This is a genomic window from Sphingopyxis sp. 550A (assembly GCF_053569535.1).
Window position 1 is genome coordinate 4114929 of the sequence record NZ_CM131615.1, and the last position, 19292, is coordinate 4134220.

Annotated in this window: 15 protein-coding genes and 2 pseudogenes; 7 read left to right on the forward strand and 10 right to left on the reverse strand. The window is 63.7% G+C overall.

All coding sequences use genetic code 11. From position 1 onward, the window contains the following. Nucleotides 1–20 precede the first annotated feature (20 nt). The 5 genes and pseudogenes from ACVENA_RS19995 to ACVENA_RS20015 form a co-directional block, all read right to left on the reverse strand. On the reverse strand, nt 21–146 hold the full coding sequence (locus tag ACVENA_RS19995; RefSeq protein WP_449326770.1) for a DUF2274 domain-containing protein: 126 nt from the start codon (nt 144–146) through the stop codon (nt 21–23). Then, complete coding sequence (locus ACVENA_RS20000; protein ID WP_257546742.1) at nt 143–1342, reverse strand: TrbI/VirB10 family protein; 1200 nt, start codon at nt 1340–1342, stop codon at nt 143–145. The genes ACVENA_RS19995 and ACVENA_RS20000 overlap by 4 nt, the downstream gene beginning before the upstream one ends. After that, nucleotides 1339–2373, reverse strand: coding sequence for a P-type conjugative transfer protein TrbG (trbG, locus tag ACVENA_RS20005; protein WP_449326771.1), 1035 nt, complete (start codon nt 2371–2373; stop codon nt 1339–1341). Before trbG ends, ACVENA_RS20000 begins: the two co-directional genes overlap by 4 nt. After that, nucleotides 2370–3053: a conjugal transfer protein TrbF gene (trbF, locus tag ACVENA_RS20010; protein WP_449326772.1), complete on the reverse strand. Its 684-nt coding sequence runs from the start codon at nt 3051–3053 to the stop codon at nt 2370–2372. The genes trbG and trbF overlap by 4 nt, the downstream gene beginning before the upstream one ends. 5 nt (nt 3054–3058) lie before the next feature. After that, a pseudogene (locus ACVENA_RS20015) lies at nt 3059–3700 on the reverse strand (P-type conjugative transfer protein TrbL); the annotation flags it as partial. Here ACVENA_RS20015 and ACVENA_RS20020 point away from each other — a divergent pair. Next, entirely contained in the window at nt 3675–4670 is a 996-nt protein-coding gene (locus tag ACVENA_RS20020) for an IS110 family transposase (RefSeq protein WP_449328973.1), read from the forward strand. The pseudogene ACVENA_RS20015 and the gene ACVENA_RS20020 overlap by 26 nt on opposite strands. 374 nt (nt 4671–5044) lie before the next feature. Here the strand turns inward: ACVENA_RS20020 and ACVENA_RS20025 are convergent, their stop codons facing one another. Next, on the reverse strand, nt 5045–5848 hold the full coding sequence (locus ACVENA_RS20025; RefSeq protein WP_449326773.1) for a hypothetical protein: 804 nt from the start codon (nt 5846–5848) through the stop codon (nt 5045–5047). Nucleotides 5849–6079: 231 nt separating this feature from the next. Between ACVENA_RS20025 and ACVENA_RS20030 the strand changes: the two genes are divergently transcribed. After that, nucleotides 6080–6763 (forward strand): DUF6088 family protein, encoded by a 684-nt coding sequence (locus tag ACVENA_RS20030; RefSeq protein WP_449326774.1) that lies wholly within the window; start codon nt 6080–6082, stop codon nt 6761–6763. Between the two features lie 129 nt (nt 6764–6892). Here ACVENA_RS20030 and ACVENA_RS20035 read toward each other — a convergent pair. Next, nucleotides 6893–8256 (reverse strand): IS3 family transposase gene (locus ACVENA_RS20035; RefSeq protein ID WP_257546647.1). Its coding sequence is split into 2 segments (ribosomal slippage): nt 6893–7906 and nt 7909–8256, totalling 1362 coding nucleotides; the frame shifts between segments, so codons are not numbered across the junction. 86 nt (nt 8257–8342) lie between these two features. Between ACVENA_RS20035 and ACVENA_RS20040 the strand changes: the two are divergent. Further along, nucleotides 8343–9161 (forward strand): annotated as a pseudogene (locus ACVENA_RS20040) (IS110 family transposase); the annotation flags it as partial. A 517-nt stretch (nt 9162–9678) separates the two neighbouring features. Beyond that, nucleotides 9679–9813 carry a hypothetical protein gene (locus tag ACVENA_RS20045; protein ID WP_269433233.1) on the forward strand — a complete coding sequence of 45 codons (135 nt, stop codon included), beginning with the start codon at nt 9679–9681 and terminating at the stop codon, nt 9811–9813. On the opposite strand, the gene ACVENA_RS20050 is transcribed toward ACVENA_RS20045, so the two are convergent. The 3 genes from ACVENA_RS20050 to ACVENA_RS20060 all read right to left on the reverse strand — a co-directional run bounded on the left by ACVENA_RS20050 (nt 9800) and on the right by ACVENA_RS20060 (nt 12762). Further along, a complete protein-coding gene (locus tag ACVENA_RS20050; protein WP_156416611.1) occupies nt 9800–9937 on the reverse strand; it encodes a hypothetical protein in 138 nt (45 codons plus the stop codon). The genes ACVENA_RS20045 and ACVENA_RS20050 overlap by 14 nt on opposite strands. A gap of 168 nt (nt 9938–10105) precedes the next feature. Next, nucleotides 10106–11605, reverse strand: coding sequence for an MFS transporter (locus ACVENA_RS20055; RefSeq protein ID WP_449326775.1), 1500 nt, complete (start codon nt 11603–11605; stop codon nt 10106–10108). A 122-nt stretch (nt 11606–11727) separates the two neighbouring features. Further along, nucleotides 11728–12762 (reverse strand): LacI family DNA-binding transcriptional regulator, encoded by a 1035-nt coding sequence (locus ACVENA_RS20060; protein ID WP_257546738.1) that lies wholly within the window; start codon nt 12760–12762, stop codon nt 11728–11730. A gap of 291 nt (nt 12763–13053) precedes the next feature. On the opposite strand from ACVENA_RS20060, the gene ACVENA_RS20065 reads away from it, so the two are divergent. The 3 genes from ACVENA_RS20065 (at nt 13054) to ACVENA_RS20075 (ending at nt 19286) form a co-directional block, all read left to right on the forward strand. Continuing rightward, nucleotides 13054–15906 (forward strand): TonB-dependent receptor, encoded by a 2853-nt coding sequence (locus ACVENA_RS20065; RefSeq protein WP_137869759.1) that lies wholly within the window; start codon nt 13054–13056, stop codon nt 15904–15906. A gap of 84 nt (nt 15907–15990) precedes the next feature. After that, complete coding sequence (locus ACVENA_RS20070; RefSeq protein ID WP_257546733.1) at nt 15991–17487, forward strand: tryptophan halogenase family protein; 1497 nt, start codon at nt 15991–15993, stop codon at nt 17485–17487. Further along, on the forward strand, nt 17484–19286 hold the full coding sequence (locus tag ACVENA_RS20075) for an alpha-amylase family glycosyl hydrolase (protein WP_249340270.1): 1803 nt from the start codon (nt 17484–17486) through the stop codon (nt 19284–19286). Before ACVENA_RS20070 ends, ACVENA_RS20075 begins: the two co-directional genes overlap by 4 nt. Nucleotides 19287–19292: the final 6 nt, after the last annotated feature.

The window sequence follows — 19292 nt, forward strand, 5'->3', positions numbered from 1 at the left end:
TGGCGGTTTCCTGACCACGCTTACGCCTCTCCGCCGTTGAGCGCCGCCCCATAGGCGAGCAACTCGCGGTGCAGTCGCGTCGAGACTTCGATAGTAAGACGCACCGGCTTCTCATCGGCAAGGTCGGAGAGCTTCAACCGAGTCATCGTTCGCCTCCGAGCACAAGATCGCGCGTCACCAGCACCCGCAGAGGGAAACCTGGACGTATGGTCAGCGTCGGCCGGACATTGAGTTCACGGCTGACGATCTGCTCGCCGGCGCGGTTGACGCTGTCTTGGGTGCCGCGTCGGATCGCGCGAGCGAGATCGCCGTCGCCGCCCGAACCTACCTCGGAGCCCACCCCGAGCAATGTCGAGACCAACGCCGCCTTGAGCACGCCGCCCCAATGATAATCGGTGCCATCCTGCAAGCCGGCGAAGCCGCGTGGGTCGGCGGCGGGCTGGCGTTCGAGCACGATCGAGCGGCCGTCGGGCAGGATCAGTCGGTTCCAGGCCAGCAGCACCCGGCTCTGTCCGAATGCCACATCGGCATCATAGTCGCCGATCAGCCGCGAGCCCTGCGGGATGAGCAGGATGCGGCCAGTCGGGCTGTCATAGACATTCTGGGTCACCTGTGCGGTGACCAGTCCCGGCAGGTCCGAACGGATGCCGGTGATGAGCGCCGCCGGGATCACTGACCCCGCCTGCACCACGTTGGGCGAAGCCAAGCCAGACAGCCGCTCGCCCGATACGGTGCGTCGGTCGCTGGCGCGTTCGAGGAACGCTTGCCGCCGGTCAGCCTCGGTCTTCGGCCCTGAAGGCGGGGCAGCCGATTCCGGAGCTTCAACGATCGCTGGTATCCTGGCAAGGTCAGTGCCTCCGCCCGACGTAGCACCGCCGAAGAACAACCGGCTCCCACGCGCGGACTCGCGTTCCTGCTCGGCGCGCTGGCGGGCCGCCTCAGCAGCATTGGCGGCGGGATTGGGAGGGAGCGGCTGCGGCGCGCCGACCGGGGGCAGCGCAGCCACATCGCCGTGCCGCTGGGCATCGAGGATCGGCTTGCCGAGATCGCCGGGCAGCGGCGGTCCGAGCTTGGGCACCTGACCATAGTCCTTGGGCGCACCGGCGAGGTTGTCGGCGACGGCAACGCCTTCGGTGTTGTAGAGTTCCTCGGCGCCTTTGCGGCCCTGGGGCTGGAGCGCGTAAATGAGCGCGCCACCGACCAGCGCAAAGCCGCAGGCCGAAGCAATACCGATTGCCTTCCTCGACAAGCGCATGACGCGCGGCGGATCACCGCGCAACTTGACCGCGCTGGCGGGGTCGGAAAGCGCTTCCTCGCGCGGGACAGGTTCGGCCGCAGTCATGCCCGCCCCCGACGCTGCGAGACGATCCGCACCTTGTCCTGGCCCTTGCGCCCGCCAAGCCGCAGCTCGGCAGCTGCGAACAGCCGGTCGACGATCATGTAACGGCCCGCGACGCGGTAGTTGACGAGTTCGGCCTCGCCCTTGGCGCCGATCACGAACAGCGGCGGCAGTTCGCCTTGCGCGACGCTTTCCGGAAACTCGATGTAGACGTGGACGCCGTCGTCGAACGCGCGCAAGGGACGCCACGTGGGTTTGTCGCCGTCGATCCCATAGCGGAAGTTGAGCGCGGCAAGGTCCATGCCCGCCGCGATCGGCGCAGTTCGCTCGGCCTCGGCGTGCGCCTGACGGAGCGCGATCAACTGGTCCTGCGGATAGGTCCACGAGACCGATGCCATGTAGACTGACGGATTGGCCCTGAGCTCAAGATGATAGGTTCGCCGGTCGGTGTTGATCACGATGTTGGTCGCGATATCGGGCCGGATCGGCTTGACCAGGATATGCACCCGCGCCGCCGGACCGATTCCGCTGACAGTATCACCAATCATCCAGCGCACCGTGTCGCCGGCGGCGACCGGCCCCGAGCCGACGAGCTGCTCGCCTTCCTGCAGCGCGATGTCGGTCACCTGGCCGGGCTTGGCGTAGATCTGGTAGAGCGCCCCTTCGGTGTAGGGGAACACCTGGATTGCATTCACGAACCCGGTGCGCTCGGGCTGGATCCGCGCCGCCTCCATCGCCGCTCCCACCCGGTCCTGCAGAGTGGGGCGACTCCGCGGCGGATGGGAGCGGCCCGCGGCGGCGGGAGGGAGACGCCGCGGAAGGGCTTGCAACTGACCGGGAAGCGGCAACGGCACCGGGATGGCGACCACATCGGTGCGTGAAACGGTCGCCTGCGCCACCCCGCCCGGGGACGCAGGCGAAGTGGGCTGGTGCTTTGCCGGTTCTTGGGCCCACGTAACTGAAGTCATGGAGATGCTGCCGACGAGCATCGCGAGAGTCACAGCGCGCCGCACGCGCGTTGGTGTTCTGATCATGATCCGAGCTCCTTCGACCAGTTGATGGCGTTGACGAAAATGCCGAGCGGGTTCTTTCGCAGGGCATCGGGGGTGCGGGGAGTCTGGACGACGATGGTCAGGATCGCGGTCCAGCGGCTCGTCTCGGCAAGGCTACCGTCGCGATAGCGCCGCTCGACCCAGGCGACGCGAAAGCTGGTCGGCGAAGCGCGGATCACGCTGGTGACATCGACCCCGACCTGCTCGCGTCCGATCAGCGCAAACGGATCGTTGGTCCGGGCATAGTCATTGAGCGCCAGCGCGCCCTTGTCGGTCGCGAAGTCATAGGCGCGCAGCCAGTTCTGCCGCACGACGATCGGATCGTCAGGCACGGCACGCACCTGCTCGATGAACCGTGCGAGATGGAACGCGATCTGCGGGTCGCTCGGGGTGTAACCGGCATCGGCAGGCGCGACGGCCTGCGCTTCGCCGAGCTTGTCGACCTGGACCACCCAGGGAACGATCGAGCCGCGCGCACCCTGCCAGATGATCCCGGCGGTGAGGCAAGTCGAGAGGCCGAGCGCGCCGAAGAAGGCGAGCCGCCAGCTTCGTGCCTGAACGCGGGCCGAGCCGATGCGGTCGTCCCAGATCTGCGCGGCGCGCTGATAGGGGGTTTCGGGTTCGGGGGTCTTGCCATACCGGATCGATGGGCGTCGGAACATGTGCGTCAGTCCTTCTCGGAAGTGTCGATGGAAGCGCCGCCGCCGTGGCTGTCGCCGGACTTCAGCGTATGAGCAGCGATGGTGGCGCCGTGGGCTATGGTCTGCCGGTCCTTCATCGCCTTGGCCCAGACAGGCTGGCCCTGGTCGGCAACGGCGGCAGGCGGTGGCGTTGTGTTCGGTCCCGGTGTGATGGTGCCGTCGGTGTTGGTGATCGCGGCGCGGCTACCCTCGCGGAACGACTGCTTCACACTGTCGCCCGCCTTGCGCAGCGGCGACGTGGCCGCACCGACGGCGGCATCGCCGACCGCAGCCATGCCAGAGCCGACTGCGGAGGCGCCGGACTTACCGGCCGAGCCAAGCGCATAGGCCATCGTCGCACCGCCCGCGGCGCGCGAGGTGCCGTGCGCGACGTTGGAAGCCGCAGAGGCAACCGCACCGCCCGCCATCCGCGCACCGGCGACCGCACCAGCAGCGGTGCCGCCTGCGAACAGCGCCGTGCCAGCGGCAGCGCCTGCGCCGAGCTGCGGTCCGCCCGAGACGATGCCGTTGGCGATGCCTGGACCAAAAATGCCCAGCCCCAGCAGCGACAAGCTCGCCAGCATGATCGAGAGCGCATCCTCGATGGTCGGCTCCGCGCCGATCGCGGAAGCAACCAGCAAGGGCAGGCAGATCGACCGTGTCATCGTTGCTTATGAGGCAGGACGTGACGGTTTCTGGCTGGCGCGCTGGCTTCAGGCGCGCGGCATGGAAACGCATGTTATTCACCCGACAAGCGTCGCGGTGTCCCGTGAACACCGGCGTTCCAAGACTGACCGTCTCGACACCGCGATGCTGATGCGTGTCTTCCTCGGCTGGCTGCGCGGCGAACGCGGTCATTGCGGAATGGTCGCTATCCCTACACTGGCCGAGGAAGATGCCAGGCGGCCAAGCAGGGAACGGGAGAAGTTGGTCGGAGAGAAGACCCGTATCATCAACACGATCAAGGCGGCCATGCAACGTCTGGGAATCCGCGGGTTCAATCCCGCGCTGAAACGCGCGGCGAAGCATCTCGATTCTCTGACCACTCCTGACGGCGATCCACTGCCGCCCAATCTGCGATCTGAGCTGCATCGTTATCTCGCGCGCCTGACGGTTGTCAGAGAACAGATCGCTATGATCGAAAGCGAGCGCCTGGCTCGACTGGAGGCCGCACCGGATACGAAGACAAACGCAATGGTCCTGCTGCTCACGCGCATAGTCGGCGTCGGCATCGAAACAGCCGACATGCTGGTCCAGGAGCTTTTGTCCAGGAAACTGCGGGACAGGCGTGCCGTCGCGCGATATGCCGGTCTGACCGGTGCGCCAGATGAAAGTGGGGCGAGGCGACGTGAAAAGGGGCTCTCAAAATCCGGTAATGCACGTGTGCGTCGCGGGTTGATCCAGCTGGCGTGGCGGTTCCTCATGTTCCAGAAAGAGAGTGGCCTCGCGCAATGGTATCGGCGGCGAACTGCGGGCGATGCACCGACACCGAGAAAGAAGATGATCGTCGCGCTTGCCCGAAAGCTGCTGATAGCCTTCTGGCGGATGGTCACGACCGGTGAGGTTCCGGCCGGCGTTGTTCTCCGCCCTGCCGTCTGACGAAGGAGAAATCAGTTTCTGGCGGTCGACCGAAAGTCGTCTGCCGATCAGGAATCCGGGGTGGCGGTGACACGAGGAACGCCATGGCTGCAACGCCGAGGGAAGAATGTGCCCGCCGCCTCGGAGACTCGCCCTCGAAGCGAATGGCTGCTTCATGGTCCAGGTTCCGCGTGAACCTTACCGAATACAAGGTTGCGGTGCGATTATAGCACCCCAAAGGCGAGCTCCCCCCGGAATACTGGAAGCATCGATCGTGGGATAAACACGCTCGACCAACTGCTCACCATCAAGCCGAGCGACAACGAAGGACATGCCTATGAAAAACGCTTGACTCTGGAATCCCCATACAAGGCTTTCCCCCTCCCGGCTCAACCCTAAGCGATCATGGCGCGAGTGCGCGGTATTGGCGGATAGGTATAGATGATAACGTCATCGTCTCCGACAGCGGCTGGCGCTGCCTCGAGTAGCGCGATCTTCCCCTTCAAGGTCTCGGCATAGGCCTGTGGGCAGCACAGGATCAGTTCGGTGCCGTTACCGTATATGCCACCCCAGTTCACGTAGAAGGTGGTCCAGCCATGCTTCATTTCCCAGGAAGCTTGGGCATCGGCATTTTGTTCGGACCGGCCGGGATATGGCTCGGTTGAAAGCACATGAACGCGGGCTTTGGGGTCATACCAGGCGTGATCATGGTCGGCGACCGGCGGCCGGCCGTCCCAGTCCGCCCCTGGGTAGCATCGGCGCGCATCGGAAGGCTTCATTCCCGTTGCATCCATGAATTGGAGAGCACGCGCGATCCGACCGATGTACCATCGGGTTTCATCGGCATGGCGCTGGCGACCGGAGCGCTCGATGACCTCGGACGAGCGGAGCTTGCAGGCTCCGAAATAGCCCGTTAGGTGGTGGGGCTTTATGAGCTCGGGTAGCGGCGTCTTGAGGCGCAGAGTAATTTCGGCGGTGCCGCCGTCCTTGGATTCATAACCCCACCAGTCCTGGCGGACGGTAACGCCAAACAGGGACTGCCGCTTCTCCGGCAGCTTGCGTTTCGCATCGATATACCCAGCAAATCCGCCGTGCCGGGCAGCCAGTTCCAGTGCCTGGTGATGCGGCAGATCGTTGTCGGCCTGGATCTTTCTGGCGAGCGATTTCAGCCCGGCGAGAGTTTCGTATTCAAATGACATCGCAGGTCTCCGTCAGCTTCGGACCGGCGTCGCCTGCTACCGCCCCCAAAGCCGCGAAAACGCGATGGGTGGTTCGTCAATTGCAGTGCCATTCTGGCTTCGCTGTTGCAGGCGGCAGGCCTCTGCTGGAGGCCGACCGCGAGTTTGCATTGGTCGCTATGGCAAGTCAACGGCAGCTACCTGTCGCGTCCGAAATTCGTCTACATTTTTCGGACAGTGGTCAGTTGGATCATGTCCGAAATCATGTTACATATTTCGGACATGGATAAAGTGCCTTCCGGACTGAAAGCGCAGATCCTCGGCCGCGTCGGCCGGGGAGCGGCGAATGCTGTCTGGACACCGGCCGACTTCCTCGACCTTGCGAGCCGCGATGCGGTCGACAAGACACTCCAGCGTCTGGTGAAATGGGGCGAACTGCGCCGGATCGATCGCGGACTCTATGACAAGCCGCAGTTCAACAGTCTGACCCGCCAGGACAGCCCACCCGATCCGCGGGCGGTCATCGACGCCGTCGCGCGCCGTGACCAGATCCGCGTGCTGGTCGATGGAATGACCGCCGCCAACGATCTCGGCTTCACCAATGCCGTGCCGGCCAGGATCGTCGTACACAGCGAGGCGCGACAGAAGTCCATCAAGCTCGACAATCTCACGATCACCTTCAAGCAGACCGCCGCCAGCAAGCTGTTCTGGGCTGGACGTCCGGCTATGCGGATAGTCCAGGCCCTTCACTGGCTGCGCGACACCATGTCAGGGGATGACGCCAGCCAATGGCGCGACCGGCTGGTCTCCCTTCTGACCGACCCTCGCCACGGCGCGACATTGCGGGCCGATCTTGCCGATGGCATGACCACTCTACCTTCCTGGATGCAGGATATGCTGCGACCGCTGGTGACCAGCGAGAAGCCCTCGGCATGAATGCAAGGTTCGACGAAATCCTGCGCGCGGACGCGCACACCCGCAGTGGCCTGTTTGTCCGTCGTCAGAACATTTGGCGCAACTCGTGGCGTAAATTAGCGGAGAGCGGGCCTCGTCTTGGGATTGATATTAGGCGGCGAGCTTTCGGTGCTGCAAGCGCCGATATTCGATAGTCTGTCGTTTGATCCTTTCGCGCTGTTTGATGATGGCGGGTGCCCTGCCGAAGTAGGCGTCAGCAGGCGTCACGTTGCCGAGGCTCTCGTGGTATCGGCGGTGATTATAATGGTCGATGAAGGCCTCGATCTGGGCTTCAAGTTCGCCAGGCAGGAAGTAGTTTTCGAGCAGGATGCGGTTTTTGAGGGTCTGGTGCCAGCGCTCGATCTTGCCCTGGGTCTGCGGATGCATCGGGGCACCGCGGACATGGGTCATCTTGTTGGCCTCGATATATTCGGCCAGTTCCCCAGCGATGTAGCTCGGGCCGTTGTCGCTGAGCAGTCGGGGTTTGTGCAGCACCGTGGCGCTGTCACATCCGGAAGCCGCCAGGGCGAGGTCCAGCGTGTCGGTGACGTCCTCGGCCCGCATGGTGGTGCACAGCTTCCAGGCAATGATGTAGCGTGAGAAGTCGTCGAGCACGGTTGACAGGTACAGCCAGCCCCACCCGATGATCTTGAAGTAGGTAAAATCGGTCTGCCACATCTCGTTCGGTCGGGTGGTCTTGGTGTGGAACGCATCGGCGGCCTTGACCACGACATAGGCCGGACTGGTGATCAGATCATGGGCCTTGAGCAGGCGGTAAACCGTGGCTTCCGACACGAAGTAGCGCCTCTCGTCGGTGAACCGCACCGCCAGTTCGCGAGGGGATAGCTCGGTCGTCTCCAGCGCCATCTCGACGATCTGGTCCCGGATATCGTTGCCGATGCGATTCCACACCCGGCTCGGCGCCGATGGCCGATCCTCCAGCGCCTCCGGCCCGCCTTCGAGGTAGCGGTCATACCATCGATAGAAGGTCCGGCGGGGGATGCCGAGCTGGTCCAGCGTCCGCTTGGCGGGCAGATGCGACTGCTCGACGATCCTGATGATCTCGAGCTTCTCAGATGCGGGATACCTCATTCTTCGTCGCCCCCATCCGCGATCATGCTTTTTTTGAGCAGACGGTTTTCCAGCGTCAGGTCGGCCACGCATTCCTTCAGGGCACGGGCTTCGCGGCGCAGGTCGTGCACCTCGCCGGTGGTCGCAGCTCGGGCGGTATCGCCGGCCAGACGACGCTTGCCCGCTTCCATGAACTCCTTCGACCAGGTGTAATACAGGCTCTGGGCGATGCCTTCCTTGCGGCACAGCTCGGCGATGCTGTCTTCGCCGCGCAGCCCCTCCAGCACGATCCTGATTTTGTCCTCTGCAGAGAAGTGCCGGCGCGTCGCACGCCGTATGTCCTTCACCACCCGCTCAGCTGGGGCCTTCGGCGCCGATTTTTTCAAGGAGGATTTGGGCTTCATCTTCGTTCCTTCGTCACTACGACGAAGCCCAAATCCTCCTTAAATCACAACCTCAAATATGCGCCATTGGTGCTGACGGCGGACAGCCGGCAGCTTACGTGAAGCCCTACGTGAAGCGCGGCAAGAATGATGCCGCAGATGCGGAGGCGATCTGCGAAGCGGTCACACGCCAGACGATGCGGTTCGTGCCGATCAAGTCGCGCGAGCAGCAAGCGGCCTTGTCGCTGCATCGCGTGCGCAGCCTGTTGATCAAGCAGCGCACGCAGCTGGTCAACATGATGCGCAGCGTGCTCGCCGAGCTGGGCGTCGCTATCCCGGTTGGGATCGTAAAGGCACTGCAGATGGCGCGGGAGATCGTCGACGGCGAATCGAAGCTCGATTTGCCTGTCGAGGCTGCCAACGTCGTCGCCATGCTGGCAGGGCAACTGCTCCAGCTACACACCCAGCTGCGGAAGCTCGACCTGCGTCTCGCCGCTCTGCAACGCAGCGACGACCGGGCCCGACGTCTGGCAACGATCTCTGGTATCGGGCCGATCGGCGCGACCGCGCTCGCCGCGTCGGTCACTGATCCAAAGCAGTTCTCGTCAGGGCGCCAGTTTGCCGCCTGGCTGGGCCTGACCCCGCGGCAGAGCTCGAGTGGCGGTAAGGACCGCTTGGGGCGCATTACCAAGATGGGCGACAGATATCTGCGGCAGCTCCTGGTCGTCGGCGCCACCGCGCTGGTCCGGTACGCCAAGGAGAAGCGCGGCACGGTTGATCCGCGCTTTATCGCTTTGCTCGCCAGAAAGCCCGCGCGCGTCGCCTCGGTCGCAATTGCCAACAAGATGGCGCGGATCGCATGGGCCGTCATGGCGCGCGGCGGCGTCTTCGAACGCGGGCATGCGCCGATACTGGCAGCAGCATAGATCGAAAGCTTAGCTGAGGCGATCAGCTTCACCAGGTTGTGAGAGCGAAGGATGTGATGGCAAAACCGGTCGGACCGGGAGCAAGGACAACCCAGGGACTGTCATAGGCGTCATAGCCTGCAAAGCCGATCGGACCTTGTTCACGGACCCCATCAGGGCCAGCAGTCTACACCGACTGCATCAACAGGCCGGACAGACGACTGCACCCGACCAACGGCCAGATCATCACTTTACACTTGCAACGCGGGAGCCATCCACAGACGACAGTCCGCAACCGGCCAGTTCGAGCTGAGGACCTGTTCCCTTGGGCAATGTTGCAGCGAGGGAGCCGCGCCACAGGCGCAATAACGTTTGCCCAAATGAAATTTTGGTGCGCGATAGTGTTTGGCGCAGAAAGATGAGGTCTGTCTAAAGTTGTACCAAGACTCATGTAGACTGGAGCCGCGGTGCCATTCTTTATCAGATCAACACGCGGCAGTTCACGCGCGAAGGAACGTTTCGAGCCGCCGAGACGCAGTTGCCCCGCCCTAAAAAGCTCGGCGTCGATATCATCTGGCTGATGCCGATCCATCCGATCGGCGAGAAGAACCGCAAGGGCAGCCTCGGCTCGCCTTATTCGGTGAAGGACTATTATGGCGTCACGCGCGGATGAAACTAAGGGCATAGACATCGAGCATCGTCGGGTCGAGCGGGCGAATTGCGCTGCCGCCTGGAGAACGTTGATGCAGCACAGCGACGATGATCGGCGCCGCCAGAATGATTGCCGCCCCCAGCATTTGTCCAGACTGCATTTCGCTCGTCTCGGGATGCTTCAGCTGCGCGATGTCCGGCGCCTTCCAGTTAAAGGTTGGAGCCGGCTGCTCGGCGGCGGATGGGACGGCGCAGGCGCAAGCCGTGACGGCCGAGAGGGAGGCAAGGCGGGCGGCACGGACCCAAACGGGAGATCATCGGGCGACCCCTCCGGTGAGCGGGGTGACCCGCGTCATTGCGGCGGCCGCCAGCAGCAAGGTGCTCGACGCGAACGCCATCGTGTAGATCGGGGCGCCGGGAAAGAAGGCGGCCATGATCGACCCCATGATCGTGGCGACAAGCAGCTGCGGAACGACCACGAAGATATTGAAGAGGCCCATGTAGATGCCGAGCTTTCCCTGCGGCAGGCTGGAGGCGAGGATCGCGTAAGGCATCGCGAGAACCGAAGCCCAGAAGATGCCGATGAGGACCTCGCTCGCAACAAGATGCGTGGGGTCGCGCAGCAGGAAAAAGCTGCCATAGCCGAGCGCACCGCAGACAAGGCCGGCGATGTGCGTGCGGGCCTGCCCGATGCGCCTGGATAACCAGGGCAGGAGAGTGAGCGCGGCGACGGCGGCCACACCGTTATAGATGGCGAAGAGCGTGCCGACCCAGTTGGCGGCGGTCTGATAGGCGGCGCTCGCCGCATCGGTCGTCCCGAAATGATATTGGGCGACGATGGGCGTGGTGTTGATCCACATGATGAACAGCGCCGACCAGCTGAAGAACTGGACGAGGGCGAGCCGCTTCATGATTGGCGGCATACCGGAGAAATCGCCGACGATGCTCGACAGCATGTTGGTCTCGTTGCCACGGCGCGCGAGGGCGATGGCGATGAGGCTTGCAAGGCCGTAGGCAATCAGCAGCGCGCCGAGGAGAAGAACCTCGCGGAGCAGCGAAAATTCCTGCCGGATGGCCATTACGCCGAGACCGGCTACGATCCAGGCGGAGCAACCGGCATAGCTTCGCGACGCAAGCGCGCGAACCGCGGGCTGGGTCTCCGCTTCGGCGGGGCCGAATCCCGCCATCTCGACCGGATCATATTCGCGGGTCGTCACCACCGTCCACAAGACCGAGAGGAAGAGGGCAAGGCCGCCGAACCAGAAAGCGTAGCGGACGGTGTCGGGAATCTCGCCGGGCGGCGCGACATTGGCGACCCCCAGCAGGTCCATGAACGACGGAAAGAGCGAGCCGACGACCGCGCCCGCGCCAATAAAGGCCGTCTGGACCGCATAGCCCGCACTATGCTGGTCCTTCCGCAGCATGTCGCCGACAAAGGCGCGAAAGGGCTCCATCGAGATATTGAGCGAGGCGTCGAGGAGCCAGAGCGTCGTCGCCGCGAACCAGATCGCCGGGCTTTGCGGCATCACGAACAGCGCGATCGCGGCGAGAATGGCGCCGGCAAGAAAATAAGGCCGACGGCGGCCGAGCCGCCCCAGCCAGGTCCGGTCGCTCATATGGCCGATCACCGGCTGGATCAGCAGGCCCGTCAGCGGTGCGGCGACCCAGAGGCCGGGCAGTTTCTCGATGTCTTCGCCAAGCGATTGGAAAATCCGGCTCATATTGGCGTTCTGGAGCGCGAAGCCGATCTGGATGCCGAAAAAGCCGAAGCTGATGTTCCACAGTCCGGCGCGACTTTGCCGCGGCTTTTCCATCACGTCTCTCCCCATCGGCCGCATGGCGCGCGGCTCTTTAGCCGCGCGATCTTGCAGCAGCGCCCGGCAAGAGCAAGCGGCGGGCGGGGCGATCGGGTCAAGGTATACGAATACTTAGCCGATCAGGGCGATGTGCTTTGCCTGCGGATCAGCCGCGTCGGCAAGATGCATCGCCCTGCGGGCCGACCGTCGATGCGGCCGAGCAGCGCATCGACGAGCAATTCCCCGGCACCCTTCAAGTCCTGCATCACCGTTGTCAGCGTCGGCGACGTCAGGCTGGCCGCGGGGATGTCGTCGAACCCGATCAACGCGACGTCGCGCGGCAGTGCCAAGCCGGCTTCGACGAGCGCGCGCATGGCCCCGATCGCGATCAGGTCGCTGGCGGCAAACAGGGCGTCGAACGGAATGCCCGTGGCGAGGAGCGCGCGCGCGGCTTCATAGCCCGATTGCTCGGAAGAAACGGCAGGCTGCTGCAGCCGCGGATCTGGCGTCAGGCCCGCGGCCGTCATCGCCCGGCAAAGGCCCGCATAGCGATCCTGAAACTCTGGCGCGTGGTTGGATGCCTCGCCCAAGAAGGCGATGGATTTGCGACCTATCTCGATGAAATGCTCGCCTGCCTGAACGCCGGCACCGATATTGTCCGACCCGACCGTCAATCCGATATTGTCGTCGGCGACCGATCCCCAGCGGACAAACTTCGTGTCCATCTCCACCAGATGCTCGAGCTTGGCGCGATAAAGCTGATAGTCGCCATAGCCGAGCAGGATGATGCCGTCAGACCGGTGGCTGTCCTGATAGTCGACGTGCCAGTCGTTATTCATTTGCTGGAAGCTTATCAGAAGATCATAGCCGCGCAGGGCGCACTGCCGGGTTATCGAGCCGAGCATCGAAAGAAAGAAGGGGTTGATCATCGACTCGTCTGGGGTCGGATCCTCGAAGAAGAGGAGCGCGAGCGTGTGGGCGCGCTGCGAGCGGAGGCTCGATGCATTCTTGTCGACGGTATAGTTGAGCTCGCGCGCAATCCGCTCGATGTTGGCGCGGGTGGCGGCACTCACCGATTTGCTGCCGCGCAGCGCGCGCGAGACGGTCGGCTGCGACACGCCGGCCAGATAAGCGATATCGAAACTCGTAGGCTTGGCCGTTGGCGGTCGCCCCATATCCTTCTCCCGGTTCGGTCGGCTTCAGGCCGGCCCGTCCTTGCGTCGAGACTAGCGAGCGCCGGCCGTACTGCCAATGGGTCGAGCCCATCGCGCTGTGACATTTACGCGACAGCGGCTGACGGGCGACGATATGCGTATACGTATACCCTATGGTCGCGCGGCCGATTTGGTCTCAATTGCTGGACCGACGATGGGAACACCCACGCGATGACGAGGATGCCGTGCGGCGCGATCTGCCGCTCCCGAGCCGTTGCGCGAACGACCCCCCATCGCAGCAGGGGAGCCTTTATGCGTAATTCTATCAGCCTCCGCCGCGGCGCCAGCACCGTAGCGCTCGGCTTTGCCTTGACCGCCATGCTTTCGGGCACCGCGATGGCGCAGGACGGCGCCGCCGCGCCCGCCGACGAGGCCGCGTCCGACAGCGACATCGTCGTCACCGGCTACAGCGCCAGCCTCCAGAGCGCCGTCAACGCGAAGAAGAATCGCGACCAGGTGGTCGAATCCATCTCGGCCGAGGATATCGGCAAGCTACCCGACGCGTCGATCGCCGAATCGATCGCGCGCCTGCCCGGCCTGACCTCGCAGCGTGTCTCGGGCCGTTCGAACTCGATTTCGATCCGCGGCTTTGCGCCGGACTTCTCGACGACCTTGCTCAACGGCCGCGAGCAAACCTCGACCGGCGACAATCGGGCGGTCGAGTATGACCAATATCCGTCCGAGGTCGTGAACCAGGTCCTCGTTTACAAGACGCCGATGGCCTCGATCGTCGGACAGGGGCTTTCGGGCACCGTCGACCTGCGCACCATTCGCCCGCTCGACTATGGCAAGCGGGCGATCTCGGTCGGGGTTCGCGGCACATGGGCCGACCTCGGCAAGCTGAACGCGGGTTCGAAGAAATACGGCTACCGTGTGAACGGCGTCTTCGTCGACCAGTTCGCCAACGACACGCTCGGCGTGGCGCTTTCGGCATCCTATGTCGACGAGCCCTACCAGATTCAGGAATTCAACGCCTGGGGTTATGCCGGCGGAGGCACCGCGGCGAGCCCGGTGGTGATCGGCGGCTCCAAAAGCTATGCGACCTCGACCCAGCTCACGCGCCTTGGCCTCCAAGGAACGGTGCAATGGCGGCCCACCCCCAATTTCACCTCGACGTTCGACGCCTTCTACTCAGACTTCAAGGATGACCAGATCAAGCGCGGCATCGAGCTTCCGCTCGGCTTCGACGTCAACAATGATCCCGCCAGCCCCAACGCCACCAAGCTGACGATCACCGATATCGATTCGAGCGGTCAGTTCGTGTTTGCGCGCGCCGGCCGCTTCTCGAACGTCGAGGGCGTCGTGCGCAACGACGTGTTCGAGCGCAATGCAAAGCTCTACAGCTTCGGTTGGAACAACCGCTGGGAAGGCGACGACGGCTGGAATGTCACGGCCGACATCAGCATGTCGAAAACCGACCGCAACGAGCTGATCTTCGAAAGCAATGCCGGCACCGGGCGCGGCGCCGACGTCGGCGCGACCGACACGATCGGTTTCACCAGCGACCGCAACGGGACCATCTTCAGCCCCACCCTCAACTATGGCGACTATAACCTGATCCAGCTGACCAGCCCCCTGGGTTGGGGCGGGGATCAGACGGGCGTCGATGGCGCGCGGATCCGCGGCGGCCAGGACGGCTATTACAACAACCGCATCATCAAGGACGAGCTCTGGCAGTACCGTGTCGAAGTCGAACGCGAGCTTGAGGGCTTCCTCCGCTCGGTGCAATTCGGCGTGAACTATACAGACCGCTCGAAAAGCCTTGTTCCCGACGAGGCGTTCGTGGGTCTGGTCGCGAATACCGACGGTCTGACGAGCGTGACGATTCCCGAGCAATATCGTCTTGGGACGACGAATCTCGCCTACCTCGGGCTCGGGCCCGTCGTCAGCTACGATCCGCGCGAGTTGCTCGCCGGTGGCCTCTACCAGCTCGTGCCGAACCCTTATGGCGACGTGGTGGTGAAGGCCTATGACGTCAGCGAGAAGGTGATGACGACCTATCTCCAGGCGAACATAGACCAAGAACTGGGTTCGTCGGTGCTTACCGGCAACGTCGGTGTACAGGCGATCTTTACGGATCAGAATTCGAACGGCGCCACCGCATCTTTCGCCGGCACCAATCCCAACGGTTCACCCAATATCGTCGGGATCCCGCGGCGCGAGAGCACCGATTATGTCGATGTGCTGCCCAGCCTCAATCTCTCGCTTCGCACCGCGAGTGACTTCGTGATCCGCGCCAGCGTCGCGCGTGAGATTATTCGCCCGCGCCTGGACGACTTGCGTGCGACGCTCAGCTACGGGACGACGATCGGCGACCCGGGCGGCATGGTCTGCCCAACGGGGCGCACCTGCGCCGTCGTTCGCGGCGGTTCGGGCAACCCCGACCTGCGACCGTGGCGCGCCAACGCGGCCGACCTCACCTTCGAGAAATATTTCGGGTCGAAGGGCTATCTTGCCGTCCAGCTCTTCTACAAGGATCTCAAGAGCTACATCTACAATCAGGACATCGCGTTCGACTTCACCGGCTATCCGATCCAGGCGCCGGGGAACGACGGCAACGGGCTGCCGATCATCGTCAATTACATGGGCACGATCAACGCGCCCATCAACGGCAAGGGCGGCAAACTTTACGGTGTCGAACTTGCCGGCACCTTGCCGTTCGGCGAGATCGTATCGGCGCTCGACGGGTTCGGTGTGACCGGCGGCGCCTCCTACACCAAGACCAAGATCGCGCCCACGCCCGGCGCGCCTGCGGAGGATATCCCGGGCTATTCGAAGTGGGTCGCGAACGGTACGGCCTATTTCGAGAAATGGGGATTCAACTCGCGCGTCAGCGCCCGCTACCGCTCGAGCTTCATCGGCGAGGTGTCGGGCTTCGGTGGCGCTCGCGTGCGGCGCCGCGCCCGGCCCGAGACGATTATCGACGCACAGATCGGCTATGACTTCCAGCCGGGCAGTGCGCTCGAGGGCCTCTCGATCTTCGTCCAGGGCCAGAATCTTACCGACGAGCCGTTCGTCACCGATGATCCGCGCGATAGCCGGGCGGTTATCGACTATCAGACATATGGCCGCCGGTTCCTCGCGGGCGCCTCGTTCAAATTCTGAACCCTCCCTGGGTGGGAGCGGCAGGGTCGCGCCGCTCCCATCATTTTGTTGCGCCGCCGGGGCGGCGCTGGTCAAAGGATCGCCATGCGGTTGATGATCATCGGGGGCGGGACGGCAGGCTGGATGGCGGCCGCCTGCCTGCGGCGGTTCCTGCCGCGCGACTGGTCGGTGCGGCTGGTCGAGTCCGATGAAATCGGAACGGTCGGCGTCGGCGAGGCGACGATCCCCCAAATCCGGCTTTTCAACGATGCGCTCGGCATCGACGAAGATGAATTTCTGGCGGCGACGCAGGGAACGATCAAGCTCGGGATCGAGTTTCGCGACTGGACGCGCGTCGGCCATCGCTACATGCACGCTTTCGGGGCGATAGGCCGCGGTCTGGGGCTGGTCGATTTCCACCATTATTGGCTGCGCGCGCGCGCCGCGGGACTGGCCGAAAGTCTGGACCATTATTCGCTGAACGAGCGGGCGGCGCGCGCGCGCCGGATGCAGCGGGGCGCGCCCCGCACATCGCGCTACCTCCTCGAAATGCCCTATGCCTACCACTTCGATGCAGCGCTGTACGCGGCCTTCCTCAGGCGCCGCGCCGAGGCGGGCGGCGTCGAGCGCATCGAAGGCAGGATCGGCGAGGTGCGCCTTGATCCGCAGCGCGGCGACGTCGCCGGCGTGACGCTGGACGACGGACGGCGGTTCGACGGCGATTTCTTTATCGACTGCTCTGGCTTTCGCGGATTGCTGATCGAGGGCGCGCTGGCGAGCGGGTACGAAGATTGGTCGCGCTGGCTGCTTAACGATCGCGCTGTGGCGGTGCCCTGCGCCCACGGTACGGTGCCGCAGCTTCCGTGGACCGGCGCCACGGCACGCGATGCCGGCTGGCAATGGCGCATTCCGCTCCAGCACCGCATCGGCAACGGCTATGTCTATTGCTCGGCGCATATCGGCGACGATGCTGCCCTGGATACGCTGCTCTCCGATCTCGACGGCGCGGCGCAGGCGGAGCCCAACCAGCTGCGTTTCGTCAGCGGCAAGCGACGGCGGATGTGGAACCGCAATGTCGTGGCGCTCGGCCTTGCGAGCGGTTTCATGGAACCGCTGGAATCGACGAGCATCCACCTTGTTCAGGCTGGAATTTCGCGGCTCGTCAAAATGCTCCCGTCAGGCGCCGCCGACCCTGCGGTCGCCGCGGAATTCAATCGGCAGAGCGACTTCGAATGGGAGCGTATCCGCGATTTCATCATTCTTCATTTCAAGGCGACCGAGCGGCGGGACACGCCCTATTGGCGGGACCGGGCGGAAATGGACGTTCCCGACACCCTTGCAGCCAAAATCGACCTCTTCCGCGCGCAAGGCCTGATCTTCCGCGAACATGAAGAGCTTTTCACCGAATCGGGATGGCTGCAGGTGCTGGTCGGACAAGCGGTCGAGCCCCTGCGCTGGCATCCGCTTGCCGACAGTCTCGAACCGGCCGAGCTAGCGCAATTTATAGCCGGCATCTCGCTGACGATCGAGCGCGAAGTCGCGCAGATGGAAAATTACGACGCCTTCCTTGCCGCGGCGCGTCCCGCAGGAGTTGCTGCATGATCCGTTGGTTCGTTCCGCTCGCGATGCTTGTCGCTTCGCTTCCCGCACCGGCGGCTGCGGAAGATGCGCGCTCGCGTCCCGTCTCCGACGACATCATCTATTTCGTGCTGCCCGACCGTTTCGAAAATGGCGACCGGTCGAACGATCGCGGCGGGCTGAAAGGCGATCGTCTTGCGACCGGTTATGATCCGACCGCGAAGGGATTTTATCATGGCGGCGATCTTGCCGGGCTTACGCGACGGCTCGATTATATCGAGGGTCTCGGCGCCACCGCGATCTGGTTCGCGCCGATTTTCCGCAACAAGCCGGTGCAGGGACCGAAAGGCGACGAAAGCGCTGGTTATCATGGCTATTGGGTCACCGATTTCACGAGCGTAGACCCGCATTTCGGCTCCAATGCCGAGTTCAAAGCCTTCGTCGACGCCGCTCATGCGCGCGGGATGAAGGTCTATATGGACATTATCACCAACCACACGGCCGATGTTATCCAGTATCGCGATGGCGATGCGTCGAGCTATCGTTACCGCAGCCTCGCCGACTATCCCTTTGCGCGGCGTGGAGGGGTCGACGGACCGGCGATTAATCCCGGTTTCGCAGGTGACCGCGATCCGAGCCCCGATAACTGGTCGAAGCTCGTGGACCCCTCTTTCGCCTATCAGCCGTTCGTCCCGAAGGGCGAGGAACACAGCAAGGCCCCCGCGTGGCTCAACGATCCGGTCTATTATCATAATCGTGGCAACAGCGACTGGGTCGGCGAGTCCGCCCTCTACGGTGATTTTGCAGGACTCGACGATCTGGCGACCGAGAATCCCGAAGTCATTAAGGGCTTTATCGAAATATACGGACGGTGGATCGACGAGTTCGGCATCGACGGCTTTCGCATCGATACCGCCAAGCATGTGAACCCGGAATTCTGGCAAGCCTTCGTCCCCGCGATGCAGGCGCGTGCGCGGGCCCGCGGAATTCCCAATTTCCATATCTTCGGGGAAATTTACATCGACGCGCTCGATCCCGGTGCGCTGGCGGCCTATACGCATTCCGCCGGACTTCCCGCGGTGCTCGATTTCGCCTTCGCCCGGGCCGCGATCGACGCGGCGAGCGGAACGAAGGGGACCGACCAATTTGCCCGCCTGTTCGACGGCGACATCCTCTACAAGGGCGGCGCGCGCGCCGCGCTGACATTGCCGACCTTCCTCGGCAATCATGACATGGGCCGTGTCGCGACCTTCGTGAAACAGGCGAACCCCGAAGCGGACGAGGCAGAGCTTCTGGCCCGCGTCAAGCTCGCGCACAGCATGCTACTCACCCTGCGTGGCATCCCCACCATCTACTATGGCGACGAGCAGGGCTTCCTGTCGGACGGCAACGACCAGCTCGCGCGCGAAGACATGTTCGCCTCGAAAGTCGCCGTCTACAACGATAATGATCTCGTCGGCAGCAACGCCACGACCGCGACCGCGAACTTCGACGCCAGCCATCCGCTGTATCGCCATATCGCGACGCTCAGTGCTATTCGCCGGCACACACCGGCGCTCATGCGCGGATCCACGACGGTGCGGGCCTTCTCGGACAAGGGCGGTCTGTTAGCCGTGTCGCGCTTCGATCCCGACACCGGCCGCGAGGTCGTGCTCGCCTTCAATACGTCTACAACGCAATTGTCCGCTAACATCGCGGTGGATATGAAAAGCCGGGCCTTCGAGGCGCTTTCAGGCAATTGTCCGGCAGCCTCCGCCGCGCCCGGCACCCTTGCCATCACCGTCCCGGCCTTCGGCACCTTGATCTGCCAGGCCGGCGAATAAGCGAAA